Source organism: Arthrobacter sp. MAHUQ-56 (genome assembly GCF_019710585.1).
Classification (GTDB): Bacteria; Actinomycetota; Actinomycetes; order Actinomycetales; family Micrococcaceae; genus Arthrobacter.
On record NZ_JAIFZQ010000020.1, the window covers coordinates 933419 to 949843 of the forward strand.

16 protein-coding genes are annotated in these 16425 nt (G+C 65.7%); 8 read left to right on the plus strand and 8 right to left on the minus strand.

The window, feature by feature from the left end; genetic code table 11:
* Position 1: 1 nt before the first annotated feature.
* Entirely contained in the window at positions 2-550 is a 549-nt protein-coding gene (locus K4G53_RS16720; RefSeq protein ID WP_221386744.1) for a DoxX family protein, read from the minus strand.
* A gap of 302 nt (positions 551-852) precedes the next feature.
* Between K4G53_RS16720 and K4G53_RS16725 the strand changes: the two genes are divergently transcribed.
* Both K4G53_RS16725 and rsrA read left to right on the plus strand, forming a co-directional pair.
* The gene (locus K4G53_RS16725; RefSeq protein ID WP_221386745.1) at positions 853-1623 is read left to right on the plus strand and encodes a sigma-70 family RNA polymerase sigma factor; all 771 of its coding nucleotides are present in this window, start codon (positions 853-855) and stop codon (positions 1621-1623) included.
* Positions 1620-1880: a mycothiol system anti-sigma-R factor gene (gene rsrA, locus K4G53_RS16730; protein WP_221386746.1), complete on the plus strand. Its 261-nt coding sequence runs from the start codon at positions 1620-1622 to the stop codon at positions 1878-1880. Before K4G53_RS16725 ends, rsrA begins: the two co-directional genes overlap by 4 nt.
* A gap of 113 nt (positions 1881-1993) precedes the next feature.
* On the opposite strand, the gene K4G53_RS21565 is transcribed toward rsrA, so the two are convergent.
* The 5 genes from K4G53_RS21565 to K4G53_RS16750 all read right to left on the minus strand — a co-directional run bounded on the left by K4G53_RS21565 (position 1994) and on the right by K4G53_RS16750 (position 8274).
* Positions 1994-2068, minus strand: coding sequence for a 50S ribosomal protein bL37 (locus K4G53_RS21565; RefSeq protein WP_369299106.1), 75 nt, complete (start codon positions 2066-2068; stop codon positions 1994-1996).
* A gap of 120 nt (positions 2069-2188) precedes the next feature.
* The gene (locus K4G53_RS16735; protein WP_221386747.1) at positions 2189-2800 is read right to left on the minus strand and encodes a PadR family transcriptional regulator; all 612 of its coding nucleotides are present in this window, start codon (positions 2798-2800) and stop codon (positions 2189-2191) included.
* Positions 2800-3627 (minus strand): DUF4097 family beta strand repeat-containing protein, encoded by an 828-nt coding sequence (locus tag K4G53_RS16740; protein WP_221386748.1) that lies wholly within the window; start codon positions 3625-3627, stop codon positions 2800-2802. The genes K4G53_RS16735 and K4G53_RS16740 overlap by 1 nt, the downstream gene beginning before the upstream one ends.
* 81 nt (positions 3628-3708) lie before the next feature.
* Entirely contained in the window at positions 3709-4308 is a 600-nt protein-coding gene (locus K4G53_RS16745) for a GDSL-type esterase/lipase family protein (protein ID WP_221386749.1), read from the minus strand.
* 153 nt (positions 4309-4461) lie between these two features.
* On the minus strand, positions 4462-8274 hold the full coding sequence (locus K4G53_RS16750) for a multifunctional oxoglutarate decarboxylase/oxoglutarate dehydrogenase thiamine pyrophosphate-binding subunit/dihydrolipoyllysine-residue succinyltransferase subunit (RefSeq protein WP_221386750.1): 3813 nt from the start codon (positions 8272-8274) through the stop codon (positions 4462-4464).
* A gap of 546 nt (positions 8275-8820) precedes the next feature.
* Here K4G53_RS16750 and K4G53_RS16755 point away from each other — a divergent pair.
* The 5 genes from K4G53_RS16755 to K4G53_RS16775 all read left to right on the plus strand — a co-directional run bounded on the left by K4G53_RS16755 (position 8821) and on the right by K4G53_RS16775 (position 13999).
* Positions 8821-10155: a hemolysin family protein gene (locus tag K4G53_RS16755; RefSeq protein WP_221386751.1), complete on the plus strand. Its 1335-nt coding sequence runs from the start codon at positions 8821-8823 to the stop codon at positions 10153-10155.
* Positions 10152-11222, plus strand: a complete 1071-nt coding sequence (locus tag K4G53_RS16760) for a hemolysin family protein (RefSeq protein ID WP_221386752.1) — start codon at positions 10152-10154, stop codon at positions 11220-11222. Before K4G53_RS16755 ends, K4G53_RS16760 begins: the two co-directional genes overlap by 4 nt.
* Positions 11223-11337: 115 nt before the next feature.
* Positions 11338-12303: a metal ABC transporter solute-binding protein, Zn/Mn family gene (locus K4G53_RS16765; RefSeq protein WP_221386753.1), complete on the plus strand. Its 966-nt coding sequence runs from the start codon at positions 11338-11340 to the stop codon at positions 12301-12303.
* On the plus strand, positions 12300-13115 hold the full coding sequence (locus K4G53_RS16770; protein ID WP_221386754.1) for a metal ABC transporter ATP-binding protein: 816 nt from the start codon (positions 12300-12302) through the stop codon (positions 13113-13115). The genes K4G53_RS16765 and K4G53_RS16770 overlap by 4 nt, the downstream gene beginning before the upstream one ends.
* On the plus strand, positions 13115-13999 hold the full coding sequence (locus K4G53_RS16775) for a metal ABC transporter permease (protein ID WP_221386755.1): 885 nt from the start codon (positions 13115-13117) through the stop codon (positions 13997-13999). The genes K4G53_RS16770 and K4G53_RS16775 overlap by 1 nt, the downstream gene beginning before the upstream one ends.
* Here K4G53_RS16775 and K4G53_RS16780 read toward each other — a convergent pair.
* Positions 13977-14438, minus strand: coding sequence for a Fur family transcriptional regulator (locus K4G53_RS16780; RefSeq protein WP_221386965.1), 462 nt, complete (start codon positions 14436-14438; stop codon positions 13977-13979). The genes K4G53_RS16775 and K4G53_RS16780 overlap by 23 nt on opposite strands.
* Before the next feature lie 96 nt (positions 14439-14534).
* Here K4G53_RS16780 and K4G53_RS16785 point away from each other — a divergent pair, with 96 nt between their 5' ends.
* Positions 14535-15191 carry an MBL fold metallo-hydrolase gene (locus tag K4G53_RS16785; RefSeq protein WP_221386756.1) on the plus strand — a complete coding sequence of 219 codons (657 nt, stop codon included), beginning with the start codon at positions 14535-14537 and terminating at the stop codon, positions 15189-15191.
* Positions 15192-15213: 22 nt separating this feature from the next.
* Here the strand turns inward: K4G53_RS16785 and K4G53_RS16790 are convergent, their stop codons facing one another.
* A complete protein-coding gene (locus K4G53_RS16790; RefSeq protein ID WP_221386966.1) occupies positions 15214-16347 on the minus strand; it encodes a PLP-dependent cysteine synthase family protein in 1134 nt (377 codons plus the stop codon).
* Between the last annotated feature and the right edge of the window lie 78 nt (positions 16348-16425).

Sequence of the window (16425 nt, forward strand, 5' to 3'; positions counted from 1 at the left end):
CTTATGCTCCCGTGGCGTGCTCGACGGCGCGGCGCACAGCCTTGTCCGCCTTGTGCAGCTTCTTGTTGGTGGTCTTGCGGGCGTCTGCGGCCAGGTGCGCGGCATTCCGGCGGGCGTCGGCGGCGAGGTGCTCGGCGCGCCACGCCAGGCCGGGCCTGCCTGCGGTGTCAACGGAGGCGAGCAGGGCGCCGCCGCTCAGCGAAAGATTCTTGAGCAGCTGGTTCCGGCGGGTCTCCCGCGCTTCCTTGCTGCTGATGTCCGCGCTGCGCCATTCCACGAAGGTGTTCAGGAGGGACACCACGGTCAGCAGGGTGGCTGACAGCCGGGAGAACTTACCAAGGCCAAACAGGACGCCGGCTCCCACCTGGGTTCCGCCGATGACGCGGGCCAGGGTCTTTTCGTCCGCCTGGAAGGGCAGGGTGGCTGCAGCTTTGCGCAGCAGGGGCGAAAGCTGCTGGGCGGTGTCGTCGGAGTTCTTGAGTTTATCCAGTCCGGCGAGGACAAAACTGGAGGCCAGCATGGGCCGTGCGAGAGTGCGGACAAAGGACATGGCTTTTCCTCCTGGATGGACGGACCGCGTCACGCGGCGGAGTCCGTCCTAGTCTTGCACTTTTGGGGAATATTTGCCTGCGGGACGGGGTTATGGAGACTGGGTCCACGGGACGGGTCCACACATCATTGACGACATCATTCACGTAAACAGAGCGGAGTTGGGCCTTGGGGCACGTGTTGGACGGAACCGTGTTTGACGGAACCAGGCGGCCAGGCCCGGTGGCGGTGGAGGCCCTCGCCGGCGGTGCGCCGCAGTATGGCATGCCCCCGGCACGGAGCCTGACAGTAGACTTGAAGGCAATGAGCACCCTGGATCCGGCCGTCGCGGCCATGTACGAGGCTTCCTCCAGCGAAGTGAAGGGCACGGAGGCCGTGCCGGAGCATGCCGGGGAGGCTGGTTCCGGCTCTTCCCAGGCCGGACTGGAGAATGAAGACGCCACACTGGATGTATCGGCCGAAACCGTTGAGCAGCGCCGGCTGCGCTTTGAACGGGACGCCATGCAGTACGTCGACCAGCTGTATTCGGCCGCCATGCGCATGGCGCGGAACCCTTCGGACGCCGAGGACCTGGTGCAGGAGGCCTACACCAAGGCTTTCTCGGCCTTCCACCAGTACAAGCCGGGAACCAACCTGAAGGCATGGCTCTACCGGATCCTGACCAACACGTACATCAACTTGTACCGCAAGCGGCAGCGCGAACCACTTCAGTCGAACTCGGACACCATCGAGGACTGGCAGTTGGCGCGGGCCGAGTCCCACACGTCGAGCGGCCTTCGTTCAGCCGAAGCCGAGGCTCTGGACCACCTGCCGGATTCCGACGTCAAGCGCGCCCTGCAGGACATTCCGGAAGAGTTCCGCCTGGCCGTTTACTTCGCCGACGTCGAGGGCTTTGCCTACAAGGAAATCTCGGACATCATGAACACGCCGATCGGCACGGTCATGTCACGGCTTCACCGCGGCCGGAGGATGTTGCGGGACATGCTGGCGGAGTATGCCGCCGAGCGGGGATTCAAAACGGCCGCAGATGCACCGGATGCGGCAGCAAGCAAACCACAGGAGAACAGGAAATGAGCGACTGCCAGGGATTGGGCGATTGCGACGACACCCGGATGCAACGCATCTACGAGTACCTCGACGGCGCGCTGACCCGGGAGGACCTCTCGGAAATCAAGAGCCACCTCGACGACTGCCCCGAGTGCACGCAGCAGTACGACCTTGAATGCGTCATCCGCAACATGGTCAAGCGCTCCTGCACCGAATCGGCCCCGGACAACCTTAAGAACGCCATCCTTGACCGGATCCACACCATCCGTCCGGTGGAGGCCTAGCGAATGCGTCGTGCCCTGCCGCCACAGTGATCGAGGGCGGCACACAGCAAAGGACCCCGGAAGCCGAATAGCTTCCGGGGTCCTTTGCTTGAACCGTAGTTCCTGGCATGTGCCTAGGTGTTGGGGCGCTTCCCGTGGTTCGCGCCGCCACGCTTACGGTCACGACGCTTGCGTGCACGCTTGCTCATAGCTGGCCTCCTTACTGTTGGTACTCAAAAGAGCTACCCTCCAGTCTCCCACATGATCGCCACGCCCCGCGAACCGGGAAACGCCTGTGACCTGCGCCTGCTCTTTCCTGGCCCGGCCACTCAAGGTTGGAGCGTGCCGCGGACAGCCGCCCGCGCCTGTTCCAGCACTGTCCGCAGGGTCTCCAGGGTGACATCGCTGATGGGCTGAAGCCGGGACCCCTGGCGCAGATCGGAGCGGACGTCGTCGCGGAAAGTCTGCAGCATCATCTCCGCCTCCTTGAGCTGCCTGTGGCCTGCCAAAGGGCGGCCGCCCGTGATGCGCAGGTCGCCGGAAGCCGCAGCGGTGCGGGCCGCTTCAGCGGTCGCTGCGAGGTCGGCGCGCAGGCCGCGCATGCTGCTGCGGATGTCTTCCCGGAGGGTGTCCGCCAGGCGCTGGACGGAGGCGGAAATGTCCTTTTCCACGCCGGCGAGTTCGTCCCGCCGCCGGTTCAGCTCCGCCAGGCCGGCGGGAGTAATGCGGTAGTTCGTTCGGCGTCCTGCCGATTCGGTAGCCACCAGGCCCTCTTCTTCAAGCTTGCCCAGGCGCGGGTAGATCGTGCCGGCGCTGGGCGAATAGGTCCCGCCAAACCGGTCCTTGAGTGCCCTGATGAGTTCGTAGCCGTGCTTGGGGCCGCTTTCGAGCAGCGCAAGGAGATAAAGGCGCAACGCCCCGTGCGCAAAGACCGGCGGCATCAGTGCCCCGCGTTCCCGCCATCGGAGGAAGGGGAATGGAAGATGGCGGTCCGGCCGGACACCGAGTTGGTCCGTACGAGCATCAGCTGGCCGTCGGGACCGGCGATGGTCTCCACCTTCCCGTTCGTCAGGAAGCATTGCTGGTCGTCGATGACCACGGCCCCGCTGGCCGACTTGGCAACGATGTCCACGCCCACGTCGTGCGGCACCCTGATGGTGAGGTCTCCCGACACCGAGTTCGATCCGAAGTCATGGGTGAAGCCGAGCAGGTCGAAGCTGAGGTTGCCGCTGACCGTGTTCGTGCGGACGTTGGTGAAGTAGCCTGAGGCGGTCACCTCGCCGGAGACACTTTTCGCTGTGAGGACGCCGGTGTGGTTCCGGACATTGACCTCCCCGCTGACCGTGTTGACCTGCAGTTCCCCCGAAGTGCCGTCAGCCATGACAGAGCCGGAGACGGTATTCAGGCGGACGTGGCTAGAGATGCCGGAGACGAGGCCGTCACCGCTGACCGTTCCGGCCTCCACCTCGACACCCTCCGGGAGGGCGATGCTGATGGTGGCGGAGTTGTCGCTGTTGTGGTTCACGGATTCCATCAGGTTCTTGAACCAGCCGTGGGCGCCGTGCAGCTGGTGCCTGATTTCGAGCCTGCCGCCGTTGAGGGACACTGCTACCGGATCCCCGTGTACGTCCGATATTTCCACCCGGGCCACCGGCTCGGCATGCCTCACCACATCGAACCTGCCTCGGACCATGCCCAGCTTCAATGACGTGACGCCGTCCAGGTCGAGGGTCTGGGGGCTGTTGACACTCCAGGTTGCGTCAGGCATGGCACCTCCGAAAGACGATATATCGTGAAGTCCAAGGTACCGCCGCCCTGGCGGATGGTCAAGATATATCGCGTGTGGGCTTTACTGGGGGGCGTCCATCCCCAGCCATTGGAACCAGCCGCGGTGGAGCACCAGCCATGCCATCAACCCGTAACCCGCCTGGCCGGGCGTACCGCCGTTCGCTGCAAGGTCCTGCCGCCACTGCTCGTGGTTCAGCAGGGGCGAGAAGGTATCCACGTACAGATGCTTGCGCCGCGTGGTGACATCCGCAAACGCCGTGTTCAGCTCGTCCAGCCGGCGGTTCTGGGCAGGATCCAGGGCGGGCGGCGGGCCAACGACGAAGACCTCGACCCTGTTCTGCGAGGCTGAGTCGAGGATGTTGGCCAGGTTCAGCCTGCTCCTTGCGGTTGACAGGCCGAATTCGATGTCGCGGCCCGAGAGGCCGATCACCAGCCGGTTTTCGGCCTGGTCGCTGAAACGCCGTCCGGCTTCGTCCAGCCAGCGCGCGGCCAGCCCCTCTGTGCCTTCCTGCGGGCAGGGAAGGGAGTAGCTCTCCAGCACCATGCCGTCCTGGGGAGTGCGGGCCAGGACGCGGCCCAGCCAGCCCAGTGCACGGGGATCACCCAGTCCGGCCAGCAGTTCGTCTCCCACAGCTGCGATCCGCAGCTTCCTGTCTTCCACGCGTTCCTCTTTACTTCGGTCCGGGTTGCTTCGGTACTGGCGGCTGCCACCGCCGCCGCTGGTGCGGGGTCCGGGGCGGCGCTGTCCATCCATTAAACAGAACTGCCCGGCCGGAGTCTGGTATTTCGACGTCCGGCCGGGCAGCCTTACTGGTTACTTCCGTGCAAATGCCTGCGTCAGCAGGACATCCTGCTCCGCGGCGTGCCGCTTCATGGAACCGGCAGCGGTCGAGGCCGACGCCGGACGCGAGACCAGCCGTACCCGGCGGTCAAGGATTTCCGGCAGGTGCAGGCCGATGAACGGCCAGGGGCCCTGGTTGGCGGGCTCGTCCTGGGCCCACACGACCTCTGCGTTCGGGTACTTGGCGAGTTCCGCGGCAATCTCGGCGTGCGGCAGCGGGTAGAGCTGCTCCACGCGGATGATGGCAGTGGTCTTGTCGCCGGTCTTCTGCCGGGTGGACAGGAGATCGTAGTACAGGCGGCCGGACACCAGCAGTACGCGCTCGACGTCGTTGGCGGCCAGCTGCTCATGCTCACCGATGACCGGGCGGAAGGCGCCGTTGGTGAAGTCCTCCACCGCCGAGGCAGCAGCCTTCAGGCGCAGCAACTGCTTGGGGGTGAAGATGATCAGCGGCTTGCGCGGGCGGCTGTACGCCTGGCGGCGCAGCAGGTGGAAGTGCGAGGCCGCCGTGGTGGGGTTGGCCACGATCATGTTGTCTTCCGCGCACAGCTGCAGGAAGCGCTCGATCCTCGCGGACGAGTGGTCCGGTCCCTGGCCCTCGTAGCCGTGCGGAAGCATCAGGACCAGCGAGGAGCGCTGTCCCCACTTCTGCTCGGCGGAGGAGATGAACTCATCGATGATGGTCTGCGCGCCGTTGACGAAGTCGCCGAACTGGGCCTCCCACAGGACCAGGGCGTCCGGGCGCTCCACCGAGTAGCCGTATTCGAAGCCCATCGCAGCGTATTCGGACAGCAGGGAGTCGTAGATCCAGAGTTTGGCCTGGTCGTCGGAGAGGTTGCCCAGCGGCAGCCATTCCTTGCCGTTGGCGCGGTCGTGGAAGACGGCGTGGCGCTGGACGAACGTGCCGCGCCGGGAGTCCTGGCCGGCCAGGCGCACGGGGACGCCCTCCATGATGAGGGAGCCGAAGGCCGCGATCTCGCCGAAGCCCCAGTCGATGCCGCCCTCGCGGGACATCTGCTCGCGCTTTTCCAACAGCTGCCTGAGCTTTGCGTGGACCGTGAAGCCCTCGGGGACTTCAACGTGGGCCTTGCCGATCCGGGCCAGCGTCTCGGCGCTGATGGCCGTGGAGACGGGGGCGTTGACGCTGGAGTCGGACTGCTGGGCCATGGGCCGCTCGATGTCGGACACCGCAGCGGAATCCGCGGTGACGATCGGAATGGGCGAGGTCTGTGCTGCGTGGGTCTCGGCGAAGACGCGCTCCAGCCGCTCCTGGTAGTCGCGCAGCAGCTGCTCGGCTTCTTCCTCGGTGATGTCGCCACGGCCGATGAGGGATTCGGTGTACAGCTTGCGGACGGAGCGCTTGGCTTCGATCAGGTTGTACATCAGCGGCTGCGTCATCGACGGGTCGTCGCCTTCGTTGTGGCCGCGGCGGCGGTAGCACACCATGTCGATCACGACGTCCTTGTGGAACCGCTGGCGGAACTCGTAGGCGAGCTGGCCGATGCGGACGACGGCTTCGGGGTCGTCGCCGTTCACGTGGAACACCGGTGCCTGGATCATCTTGGCGACGTCGGTGGAGTACGTGGAGGAACGCGAGGACGACGGAGCGGTGGTGAAGCCCACCTGGTTGTTGACCACAACGTGGATGGTGCCACCGGTGCGGTAGCCGCGCAGCTGGGACAGGTTGAGGGTTTCGGCCACCACGCCCTGGCCGGCGAACGCGGCGTCACCGTGCACCATGATGGGCAGCACGGGGAAGGTTTCGCCCTGGTCCAGGCGGTCCTGCTTGGCCCGCACGATGCCCTCGAGGACGGAGTCCACGGCTTCGAGGTGGGACGGGTTGGCGGCAAGGTAGACCTTGGTTTCCTTGCCGTTGTCCGAGGTGAAGGTGCCTTCGGTGCCCAGATGGTACTTGACGTCGCCGGAGCCCTGCACGGACCGCGGGTCCTGGGTGCCCTCGAACTCGCGGAACACCTGGGCGTAGGTCTTGCCGGCGATGTTGGTCAGGACGTTGAGGCGGCCGCGGTGGGCCATGCCGATGGCAACTTCGTCCAGCCCGTCGTCGGCTGCGTCGGACATGATGGCGTCCAGCAGCGGAATCAGCGATTCGCCGCCCTCAAGCGAGAAGCGCTTCTGGCCCACGAACTTGGTCTGCAGGAAGGTCTCGAAAGCCTCCGCGGCGTTCAGCTTGGAGACGATCCGGAGCTGCTCTTCACGGCTGGGCTTCGAGTAGGGGTGCTCGAGCTGGTCCTGGAACCACTTGCGCTCGGCCGGCTCCTGGATGTGCATGTATTCGATGCCGGTGGTCCGGCAGTACGCATCGCGCAGGACGCCGAGGATGTCGCGGAACTTCAGCATCGGCTTGCCGCCGAAGCCGCCGGTGGGCCATTCGCGGTCCAGGTCCCACAGGGTCAGCCCGTAGGTCAGGACGTCGAGGTCCGGGTGCTTGCGCTGGACGTATTCGAGCGGATCGGTGTCCGCCATCAGGTGTCCGCGGACCCGGTAGGAGTGGATCAGCTGCTGGATCCGGGCCACCTTGTTGATCTCGTCGGCCGGATCCACCTGCTTGTCGGCGCTCCAGCGCACGGGCTCGTAGGGGATGCGCAGGGCTTCGAAGATCTCGTCGTAGAAGTTCTGCGCACCCAGCAGGAGCGAGTGGACGAGCTTCAGGAACTCGCCGCTGCCGGCTCCCTGGATGACGCGGTGGTCATACGTCGAGGTCAGGGTGAGGACCTTGCTGATGGCGTTCTGGGCGATGATCTTCTCGCTGGCGCCCTGGAACTCGGCAGGGTAGTCGAGGGCACCGACGCCGATGATGGCGGCCTGGCCCTTGGAGAGGCGCGGCACGGAGTGGACGGTGCCGATGCCGCCGGGGTTGGTCAGCGACACGGTGGTGCCCTGGTGGTCCTCGGCCGTGAGCTTGCCGTTGCGGGCGCGCTTGATGAGGTCCTCGTAGGTGTGCCAGAACTCGGCGAAATTGAGGGTCTCGGCCTTCTTGATGTTCGGGACCATCAGCAGGCGGGTGCCGTCGGGCTTCGGCATGTCGATGGCAATGCCGAAGTTGACGTGCGCCGGCTGGACAGCGACCGGCTTGCCATCCACTTCGTCGTAGTAGACGTTCATGGAGGGGAACTGGGAGAGGGCGCGGATGACGGCGTAACCGATGAGGTGCGTGAAGGAAACCTTGCCGCCGCGGGCGCGGGCCAGGTTGGAATTGATGACCACGCGGTTGTCGATGAGCAGCTTCGCCGGGATGGCCCGCACGCTTGTGGCGGTAGGCACCTCGAGGCTGGTGACCATGTTGGTGGCAATGGCTTTGGCCGGCCCGCGCAGGACTGAGACAACATCCTCTTCGGGCGCCGTGGGGGCCTTGACGTTCTTGGGCAGCTGCGCCGGGATGGGCTGCGAGCCGGTGCCGGCTTCGGTCTTCTTGCCGCCGTCGCGGGCCACGGTTGCGGGGGCCTTCTTGACGGGTGCAGGCGCCGGTGCTGCTGCAGGAGCGGGCGCCTGGGCGGCAGGAGGCGCCGGGGGAGTGGCAGGGGCTGCGGCCGGCGACGGTGCCGGAGCAGCGGGTGCAGCTTTCACAACAGGAAGTTCGCGGGTGGGCGGGTGCGCGGTATTTCCGTTGGAAGAAGAACCGTTACCCGAGTCGAAGGATTCAAACAAAGGCCACCACTTGGCATCCACGGCGTTCTTGTCCTGCTGGTACTGCTCGTACAGTTCGTCAACGAGCCACTCGTTTCCGCCAAATTCCTCTGGTAGACGGTGGCTTGGCTGCTCTGGCAATGAAATACGCCTCTTCCATGAGTTTGATTTCTCTTTGGCCCCCCGGTGCTTCAGCACTACGTTCGAACCAGTCTCTGCGTCCCCTGAACCCAGACCTTTGCAAGTCTAGTGAGCATTTTGCGTTAACTGCCAATAAGGGTGACTCAAATCATGAAGTGACGAAGGCAGGCCTGTTTGTGGCGGCACCGCCGATTGCGCGGGCAGTCCGTGGGGGCGTGCCCGTGGCCCTTCATTCCGGCCGGGCGGGGCCGTTCGCGCTCCGCCCGGCAGGGGCTGCTCCTGTAGACTGGAATTCTTATGGACAGTAAATCTAGGTGCCGGCCTGGGCGCTGTCAGCGGAGCTTGAAGAGAGCCGCCGCGCAGTCCGCCCCCAGAGCCGGCAAACCCCGACAACGCGCCCATCACCAGACCCCGGCCCAGCCTGCCGCCACCCGCAGGGGCCAGGCATCGGTATCAGCCGACCATCCTCCGCCGGAACGAAGCAGCTTCCCGTCCCCGGCATTGGGTCCTTCTCCCGCGACCGCCGCCGCCAAGGCGGGATGCTGAATGGAATGGCTTCTTCTTGCGGCGGGACTGCTGCTCATCGCCGGTACAGGCTTCTTCGTTGCCGTCGAATTCTCCCTCATTGCCCTGGACCAGCCCACCGTCCAGCGGGCCATTGACGACGGCGATACGGGCGCGGTGCCTTTGCTTACCTGCCTTAAATCCCTGTCCACCCAGCTGTCCAGCTGCCAGCTCGGCATCACTTTGACGACGCTTCTCACGGGCTACGTGATGGAGCCGTCGCTGGGCCATCTCCTCCAGGCGCCGCTCTCCGCCGTCGGGCTTCCCGGTGTGGCCGTCGATTCCATCTCCCTGGTCCTCGCGATGGTGGTTGCGACGCTGCTGTCGATGCTCCTGGGGGAGCTGGTGCCGAAAAACATGGCGATTGCCCTCGCATTCCCGGTGGGCCGGGCCCTGGCCGGGCCCCAGCTGGTGTTCACCACGATCTTCAAGCCCGCCATCGTGCTGCTCAATGGATTCTCGAACAAGGTGCTGCACGTCTTTGGGCTCGAGGCCAAAGAAGAGATCTCAGGTGCGCGCACCCCGGCCGAACTCGCGTCGCTGGTCCGCCGGTCGGCGGCGATGGGAACGCTCGACGCCGGTACCGCGAACTTCATCGCGCGGACGCTGAACTTCTCCACCCGCACGGCGGCCGACGTCATGACGCCGCGGATCCGGCTTGAGACTATCGATGCCGACCAGCCCGTCTCCGACGTCGTTGACGCCGCACGCAGGACCGGGTACTCCCGGTTCCCGGTCATCGGTGACTCCGCCGACGACATCCGGGGGCTGGTGCACGTCAAGAAGGCCGTCGCCGTTCCCTGGGAACGCCGGCAAAACCTTGAAGCCGGAGCCATCATGACTGACGTGCTCCGGGTGCCGGAGACCATCCACCTCGATGCTCTCCTGGCCGAACTCCGGGAAGGAAACCTGCAGCTGGCTGTGGTGCTTGACGAATATGGCGGCACCGCGGGGATCGCCACCCTTGAGGACCTGGTGGAAGAGATTGTCGGCGAGGTAGCCGATGAGCATGACAAGGTTCGCCCCGGACTCCTGCAAAGCGCCTCCGGCGACTGGTACTTTCCAGGACTGCTCCGCCCGGATGAGTTGTCGGAACAGATCTCGGGGCTCAGCGTGCCGGACGAAGCGGCGTACGAGACCGTGGGCGGCTATGTCATGAGCCAGCTCGGCCGGATCGCGGTGGTCGGCGACACTGTGCCCGTTGGCGGCGGCAGCCTTAGCGTCACCAGGATGGACGGACGCCGGATTGACCGGATCTGTTTCCGGCCCGCGCCTGAACCGGGGCTGCACGAACCCGGCGACGGGAGCAAGAAATGAGCGACTGGGCCGGAATTTTGTGGCTGGGCCTCCTGCTGCTCGGCAACGCCTTTTTCGTGGCAGCGGAGTTCGCCATCATGTCTGCCCGGCGCAGCCAGGTGGAGCCGCTGGCTGATGCCGGATCGAAACGCGCCCAGACTACCCTGCGTGCCATGGAAAACGTGTCGCTCATGCTCGCCTGCGCGCAGCTGGGCATCACGGTGTGCTCGCTGCTGATCCTGCTCGTCGCCGAGCCTGCCATCCACCATCTGCTGGCCGTTCCGATCGAGTCGGTGGGCCTGCCTGCCGAGGCGGCCGGTGTGGCAGCCTTTGCTGTGGCACTGATGCTGGTGACCTTCCTGCATGTCACCTTCGGCGAGATGGTGCCCAAGAACATCTCGGTGTCCGTGGCGGACAAGGCCGCCCTGCTCCTGGCCCCGCCGCTGCTGTTCATTGCCAAGCTGGTCCACCCGGTGATTTCCGTCCTGAACTGGTCGGCCAACCACATCCTCAAGCTCATGCGGATCGAGCCCAAGGACGAGGTGACGTCTTCCTTCACGCTGGAGGAGGTCCAGTCGATCGTGCAGGAGTCCACGCGCCATGGACTCGTGGACGACGACGCAGGCCTGATCACCGGTGCGCTGGAGTTTTCCGAGCACACAGCGGGCGACATCATGGTCCCGCTGGAAGACTTGGTGATGCTGCGGGCCTCCACCACTCCCGTGGAGTTCGAAAAGGCGGTAAGCCGTACCGGGTTCTCCCGGTTCCCCATGCTGGACGATGAGGACATGCTCTACGGCTACCTCCACGTCAAGGACGTCCTGCAGATCCCGGAGGCGGCCTACGAACTTCCGATCGCGGAGAGCCGGATCAGGTCGCTGGCCAACCTCGCGCTGGGCGACGAGATCGAAAAGGCGATGTCGGTGATGCAGCGCACGGGCTCGCACCTGGCCCGCGTGATCGGTCCCGACGGCAAAACCCGTGGCGTGCTCTTCCTGGAGGATGTCATCGAACAATTGGTCGGCGAGATCCGCGATGCCACCCAGGCCACCGGGATCAGGAGGCTCGGCCAGCCCAACGGAAGCTGACTGACCTGCCCTCCCCTGGAGGGCAGGCAGCTGCCCGTTTTTCTAAATAGGAATCATTCCTATTTAGGTATAGGCTGGAGATACTGCTTCCGCTCCCCAGATCTGAGGTCCTTCCGTGCGCCGTCGAACCGCTGCCCCGTCCTTGCTCGCCGCCCTCGCCGGGCTCGGCCTCCTGCTCGCCGGATGCAGCCCGCAGCCGGCGCAGGCCCCGGAAGGCGCGGGGCGGATCACCGTGGTGGCGTCCACGAATGTCTACGGGGACATCGCGAGGACCATCGGCGGGGACAAGGTGGAGGTCACCGCCATCATCAACAAGACGAGCCAGGACCCGCACTCCTACGAGGCAACCGCGCAGGACCGCCTTGCCGTCTCCAAGGCCAAACTCGTCATTGCGAACGGCGGCGGCTACGACGACTTCCTCAATACCCTGGTGGAAAGCAGCAAGCTTGACGCAGGGGCGGTGCTGAGCGCCGTCGAAATTTCCGGCCTTGCCCATCCCGGGGAGGCCACGGCTGAAGCTACGGCCCCGGCCGAAGAACACGACCACGGTGAGTTCAACGAGCACGTCTGGTACAGCCTGCCCGCCATGGAACGGCTGGCGGACAGCATCGCAGGCAGGCTTGGAGCGCTCGATCCCGCGTCGGCCGCGACGTTCACCTCCAACGCCGACGCCTTCAAGTCCACCCTGGACGGCCTCCACGGCCAGCTGGACGGACTGAAGGCCCGCGCTGCCAATGCCCCGGTGGCGGTCACCGAGCCGGTTCCGCTCTACCTCCTCCAGGATGCCGGGCTGGTGAACGCCACCCCTGAGGAATACACTGCTGCGATTGAGGAAGGCGCCGACGTCCCGCCCGCCGTGCTGAAGCAGGCGACGGACCTGGTGGCCTCGCGGTCCGTGCGCCTGCTGGCCTACAACGAGCAGACGGAGGGTCCGCAGACCGAATCGCTGAAGAAGGCGGCCGAAGCTGCCGGCGTTCCGGTGGTGGACTTCAACGAAACCCTCCCCGAGGGCAAGACCTACATGCAGTGGATGACGGACAATGTGAACAACATCGGCAAGGTTCTGGAGACAAACAGGTGAATTCCGTGGTCAGCCTCAGCGGGGCGTCCCTTAAGTTCGGCCAGCGGACGCTCTGGGAGGACCTGGACCTGGACATCAGGCCGGGCGAGTTCTTCGCCGTGCTGGGCCCGAACGGAAGCGGCAAGACGAGTTTCCTGAAAGTCCTGCTCGGGCTGCAGAAACTCCAGTCGGGGCAGGCCACCCTGGGCGGCCGGGCAGTGGAACGCGGCAGCCGCCTGATCGGCTACATTCCGCAGCAGAAGTCCTTTGCCGCTGACACGCCGATGCGCGCCCGCGACATCGTGGGGCTCGGCGTGGACGGCCACCGCTGGGGGTTGCGGCTGTCCCCCGCGAAGGCGAACCACAGGATCGATGAACTCCTGGAGGTGGTGGGCGCCACGGAATACGCGAAGGTGCCGGTGGGCCAGCTCTCCGGCGGTGAACAGCAGCGGCTCCGCGTGGCCCAGGCGCTGGCCACGGACCCTCAGGTCCTGCTGTGCGATGAACCATTGCTCTCCCTTGACCTGCACCACCAGCAGGCCGTGAGCGCCCTGATCAACAGGCAGTGCCGCGAGTACGACAGCGCAGTGGTCTTCGTGACCCACGAAATCAACCCAATTATCGACTACGTGGACAGGGTCCTCTACCTGGCCGGCGGCCGGTTCAAAGTAGGTACGCCGGAGGATGTGATGACCACCGAGGTCCTCTCCGACTTGTACGAAAGCAACGTCGAGGTCATCCGCGCGAACGGCCGGATCGTGGTGGTTGGCCTGCCGGACGCCACTACGCACCACCACACCCACGACCACGAGTTGGCGCGGGAGGTGGCGTGATGGACATCGACAGCATCCTGGGGGCGATCTTCAGCTTTGACAATTACGGGGAGCTGCTGGTCCTGGTCCAGAACTCGATCTGGGCCGGCGCCATACTGGGCCTCCTCGGCGGGCTGGTGGGTACCTTCGTGATGAAGCGTGACCTCGCCTTTGCCGTCCACGGAATTTCCGAGCTGTCCTTCGCGGGTGCGGCCTTTGCCCTGCTGGTGGGCACGGACGTGGTGTTCGGCTCGCTCGTCGGCTCGGTGGCGGCCGCGCTGCTGCTGGGCCTGATGGGTGTCCGGGCCCGGGACAAGAATTCGATCATTGGCGTCATCATGCCGTTCGGGCTGGGACTCGGGATCCTGTTCCTGTCGCTCTACCAAGGCCGCGCCGCAAACAAGTTCGGCCTGCTGACCGGGCAGATCGTGTCTGTCGACACCGTTCAGCTCCAGGCCCTTGCCGGCACCGCCGTCGCCGTTATCGCCGTCCTGCTGGCCATCTGGCGCCCGCTCAACTTCGCCAGCCTCGATCCCGAGGTCGCCGAGGCGCGCGGGGTTCCCGTGCGTACCCTTGCGCTCGTTTTCATGGTCCTGCTGGGCGTCAGCGTGGCATTGTCCATCCAGGTGGTGGGCGCCCTGCTGGTGCTCGCCCTGCTGATCACGCCCGCGGCCGCGGCCATGCGCGTTACGTCCTCGCCGGTGGCCACCGTGGTGCTGAGCGTGGTCTTTGCCGTCACGGCCACGGTCGGTGGCATCCTGCTGGCGCTGGGCGGACGGATCCCCATCAGCCCCTATGTCACCACGTTGTCGTTCCTGATCTACGTGGTGTGCCGCGCCATTGGCTCCCTGCGGCTCCGGCAGGGAGCCAACGGCCGGGTCCTTACAGCTTCCCCGCAGCCTTAAGCGAACTGCAGTCCGGGCACAGGCCAAAGATTTCCACGGTGTGTGCCACTTCGGTGAACCCGTGGTCGGCGGCTGTCCGGGCCGCCCAGGTCTCCACCGCGGGGGCTTCCACCTCCACTGCTTTCCCGCAGTTCCGGCACAGCAGGTGGTGGTGGTGGCCGGTCACCGCGCAGCGCCGGTAGACCGCCTCGCCGTCACCATTGCGCAGCACATCCACCAGGCCCTCGTCGGCCAGCGACTGCAGGATCCGGTAGGCGGTGGCGAGCGACACGGACACGCCCTGGTTCTGCAGGATCCGGTAGAGCTCCTGGGTGCTGACGAAGTCGTCCAGGTCATCCAGTGCTGCACTGACCGCCCGGCGTTGCTTGGTGACGCGCTGTTCCTTGCCGCCGCCCGCCGGAGACGGCGGAGGGGAACCAGCCTTGGCGCCGATCGGCATGGACGAACTCGCTTCCGTGGGGGTGGGTGGCAAACATCAAGATTACCAGCCGGGACCTCGTGGACAGTCTTCGCCGGCGCACCCTAGGCTGGCGCCATGAAGCTGACCAAATACACCCACGCCTGCGTCCGGCTCGAAAAGGATGGCGTCGTCATTGTCCTCGACCCCGGCACGTTCTCGGAGGCTGCTGAGGCCATGGAGGGGGCCCAGGCCGTGCTGGTGACCCATGAACACCCGGACCACCTCGACACGGCGGCCGTGGTGGAAGCGCTCGAAGGCGATCCGGGCCTGGCCCTTTATGCGCCGGAAAGCGTGGCCGGCAAGCTGCGCGAGGAAGCGCCGGGCACGGCAGCCCGCATCCATGCGGTGGAGCCGGGTTCAACCTTCCAGGTGTCAGGCTTCGACATCCGCAGCTTTGGCGGCCAGCACGCCCTGATCCACCCCCAGATCCCCGTGGTGGCCAACATCGGCTATCTCGTGGACTCAAACGTGTACCACCCGGGAGACTCCTTCATCATCCCGGACGGCATCAAGGTCCAGACCCTGCTGGTTCCGCTGCACGCGCCGTGGAGCAAGTCGGCCGAAGTGGTGGACTTCGTCATTGGGGTGCGGGCACCGCGGGCTTTCCAGATCCATGACGGTCTGCTCAACGACAACGGCCTGGGGATCGTCGAGGGCCATGTCCAGCGGATCGGCGCAAAGTACGGTACGGAGTACAAGCACCTGGCCCCGCGGGAGTCCGTGGAGGTTTAGTCCACCGGCGCTGGCAGTACAGCTAGGCCGGGGGAACGGACCACTGGCCTGTGTCGAGGAAGCGGCTGATCACTGTTTCGTAAGGCTCCGGGTGCAGCCCCTGGGACGCCAGCCACTCCGGGTTCCAGTAGTTGCCCGCATAGCGTTCGCCGCCGTCGCACATCAGTGAAACGATGCTGCCCTGCCGGCCTTCGGACAGCATCTGTGCCACTGTCTGCCACACGCCCCAGAGGCTGGTGCCGGTTGACGGCCCGGCATGCAGGCCGGCGTAGGCGCGGAGGTGGCGCATGGCGGCAACAGATGCCGCGTCCGGAACCTGGACCATGTGGTCGATCACCGACGGGATGAAGCTCGGCTCCATGCGGGCACGGCCAATCCCTTCGATCCTGGAGGGCCGGCCTGGCCGCGGCTGGACGGTTCCGCCGCCCCTGTCCGTGGCCGCGAGCCAGCCCGGGTAGAACGCGGAGTCCTCCGGGTCCACCACCAGCAGCCGCGTGGGGTGGCTGTGATAGCGCAGGTACCGGCCGATCGTGGCGCTGGTCCCACCGGTGCCTGCGCCCACCACGATCCAGTCCGGTACCGGGTGCTGTTCCATGGCCAGCTGGCCGAAGATCGACTCGGCAATGTTGTTGTTGCCGCGCCAGTCGGTGGCCCGTTCGGCGTAGGTGAACTGGTCCATGTAGTGGCCGTTGCAGGTGGCGGCAACTTCTTCGGCTGTTGCATACACGTCCGATGCATTGTCCACCAGCAGGCAGGACCCACCGAACTGTTCGATCAGGGCGATCTTTTCCTGGCTGGTGGTGCGGGCCATCACGGCCACGAAGGGCAGCCCCAGCAGCTGGGCGAAGTATGCCTCGGAGACGGCGGTGCTGCCGCTGGAGGCCTCCACGATGGTCGTGTCCGGCCGGATCCAGCCGTTGACGAGGCCGAACAGGAACAGAGAGCGGGCCAGCCGGTGCTTGAGGCTGCCGGAACGGTGGGTCGACTCGTCCTTGAGGTAGAGCTGGATTCCCCAGTGCTCCGGCAGCGGCACAGCGTAGAGGTGGGTGTCAGCCGAGCGGTTGTTCTCCGCCCTGATGGTGCGGATGGCATTGTCCGCCCACGTCCGGTCCGCGCCGCTCCGGCTTGTGCCGCCATTTCCGCTGCCCTCGATCATCACCGGACCAGCCTACCGGCGGTGGCGGGCGCCGGCCCTCTAGAGTGGAAGGCGTTGGCCGCGCATCCAGGAGAGGCT

Excerpts from the sequence above, each read along its gene's own strand:
- K4G53_RS16720 (WP_221386744.1), bottom strand. The coding sequence starts at position 550 with ATGTCCTTTGTCCGCACTCTCGCACGGCCCATGCTGGCCTCCAGTTTT.
- K4G53_RS16725 (WP_221386745.1), top strand. The coding sequence starts at position 853 with ATGAGCACCCTGGATCCGGCCGTCGCGGCCATGTACGAGGCTTCCTCC.
- rsrA (WP_221386746.1), top strand. The coding sequence starts at position 1,620 with ATGAGCGACTGCCAGGGATTGGGCGATTGCGACGACACCCGGATGCAA.
- K4G53_RS16735 (WP_221386747.1), bottom strand. The coding sequence starts at position 2,800 with ATGCCGCCGGTCTTTGCGCACGGGGCGTTGCGCCTTTATCTCCTTGCG.
- K4G53_RS16740 (WP_221386748.1), bottom strand. The coding sequence starts at position 3,627 with ATGCCTGACGCAACCTGGAGTGTCAACAGCCCCCAGACCCTCGACCTG.
- K4G53_RS16755 (WP_221386751.1), top strand. The coding sequence starts at position 8,821 with ATGGAATGGCTTCTTCTTGCGGCGGGACTGCTGCTCATCGCCGGTACA.
- K4G53_RS16760 (WP_221386752.1), top strand. The coding sequence starts at position 10,152 with ATGAGCGACTGGGCCGGAATTTTGTGGCTGGGCCTCCTGCTGCTCGGC.
- K4G53_RS16775 (WP_221386755.1), top strand. The coding sequence starts at position 13,115 with ATGGACATCGACAGCATCCTGGGGGCGATCTTCAGCTTTGACAATTAC.
- K4G53_RS16780 (WP_221386965.1), bottom strand. The coding sequence starts at position 14,438 with ATGCCGATCGGCGCCAAGGCTGGTTCCCCTCCGCCGTCTCCGGCGGGC.
- K4G53_RS16785 (WP_221386756.1), top strand. The coding sequence starts at position 14,535 with ATGAAGCTGACCAAATACACCCACGCCTGCGTCCGGCTCGAAAAGGAT.
- K4G53_RS16790 (WP_221386966.1), bottom strand. The coding sequence starts at position 16,347 with ATGATCGAGGGCAGCGGAAATGGCGGCACAAGCCGGAGCGGCGCGGAC.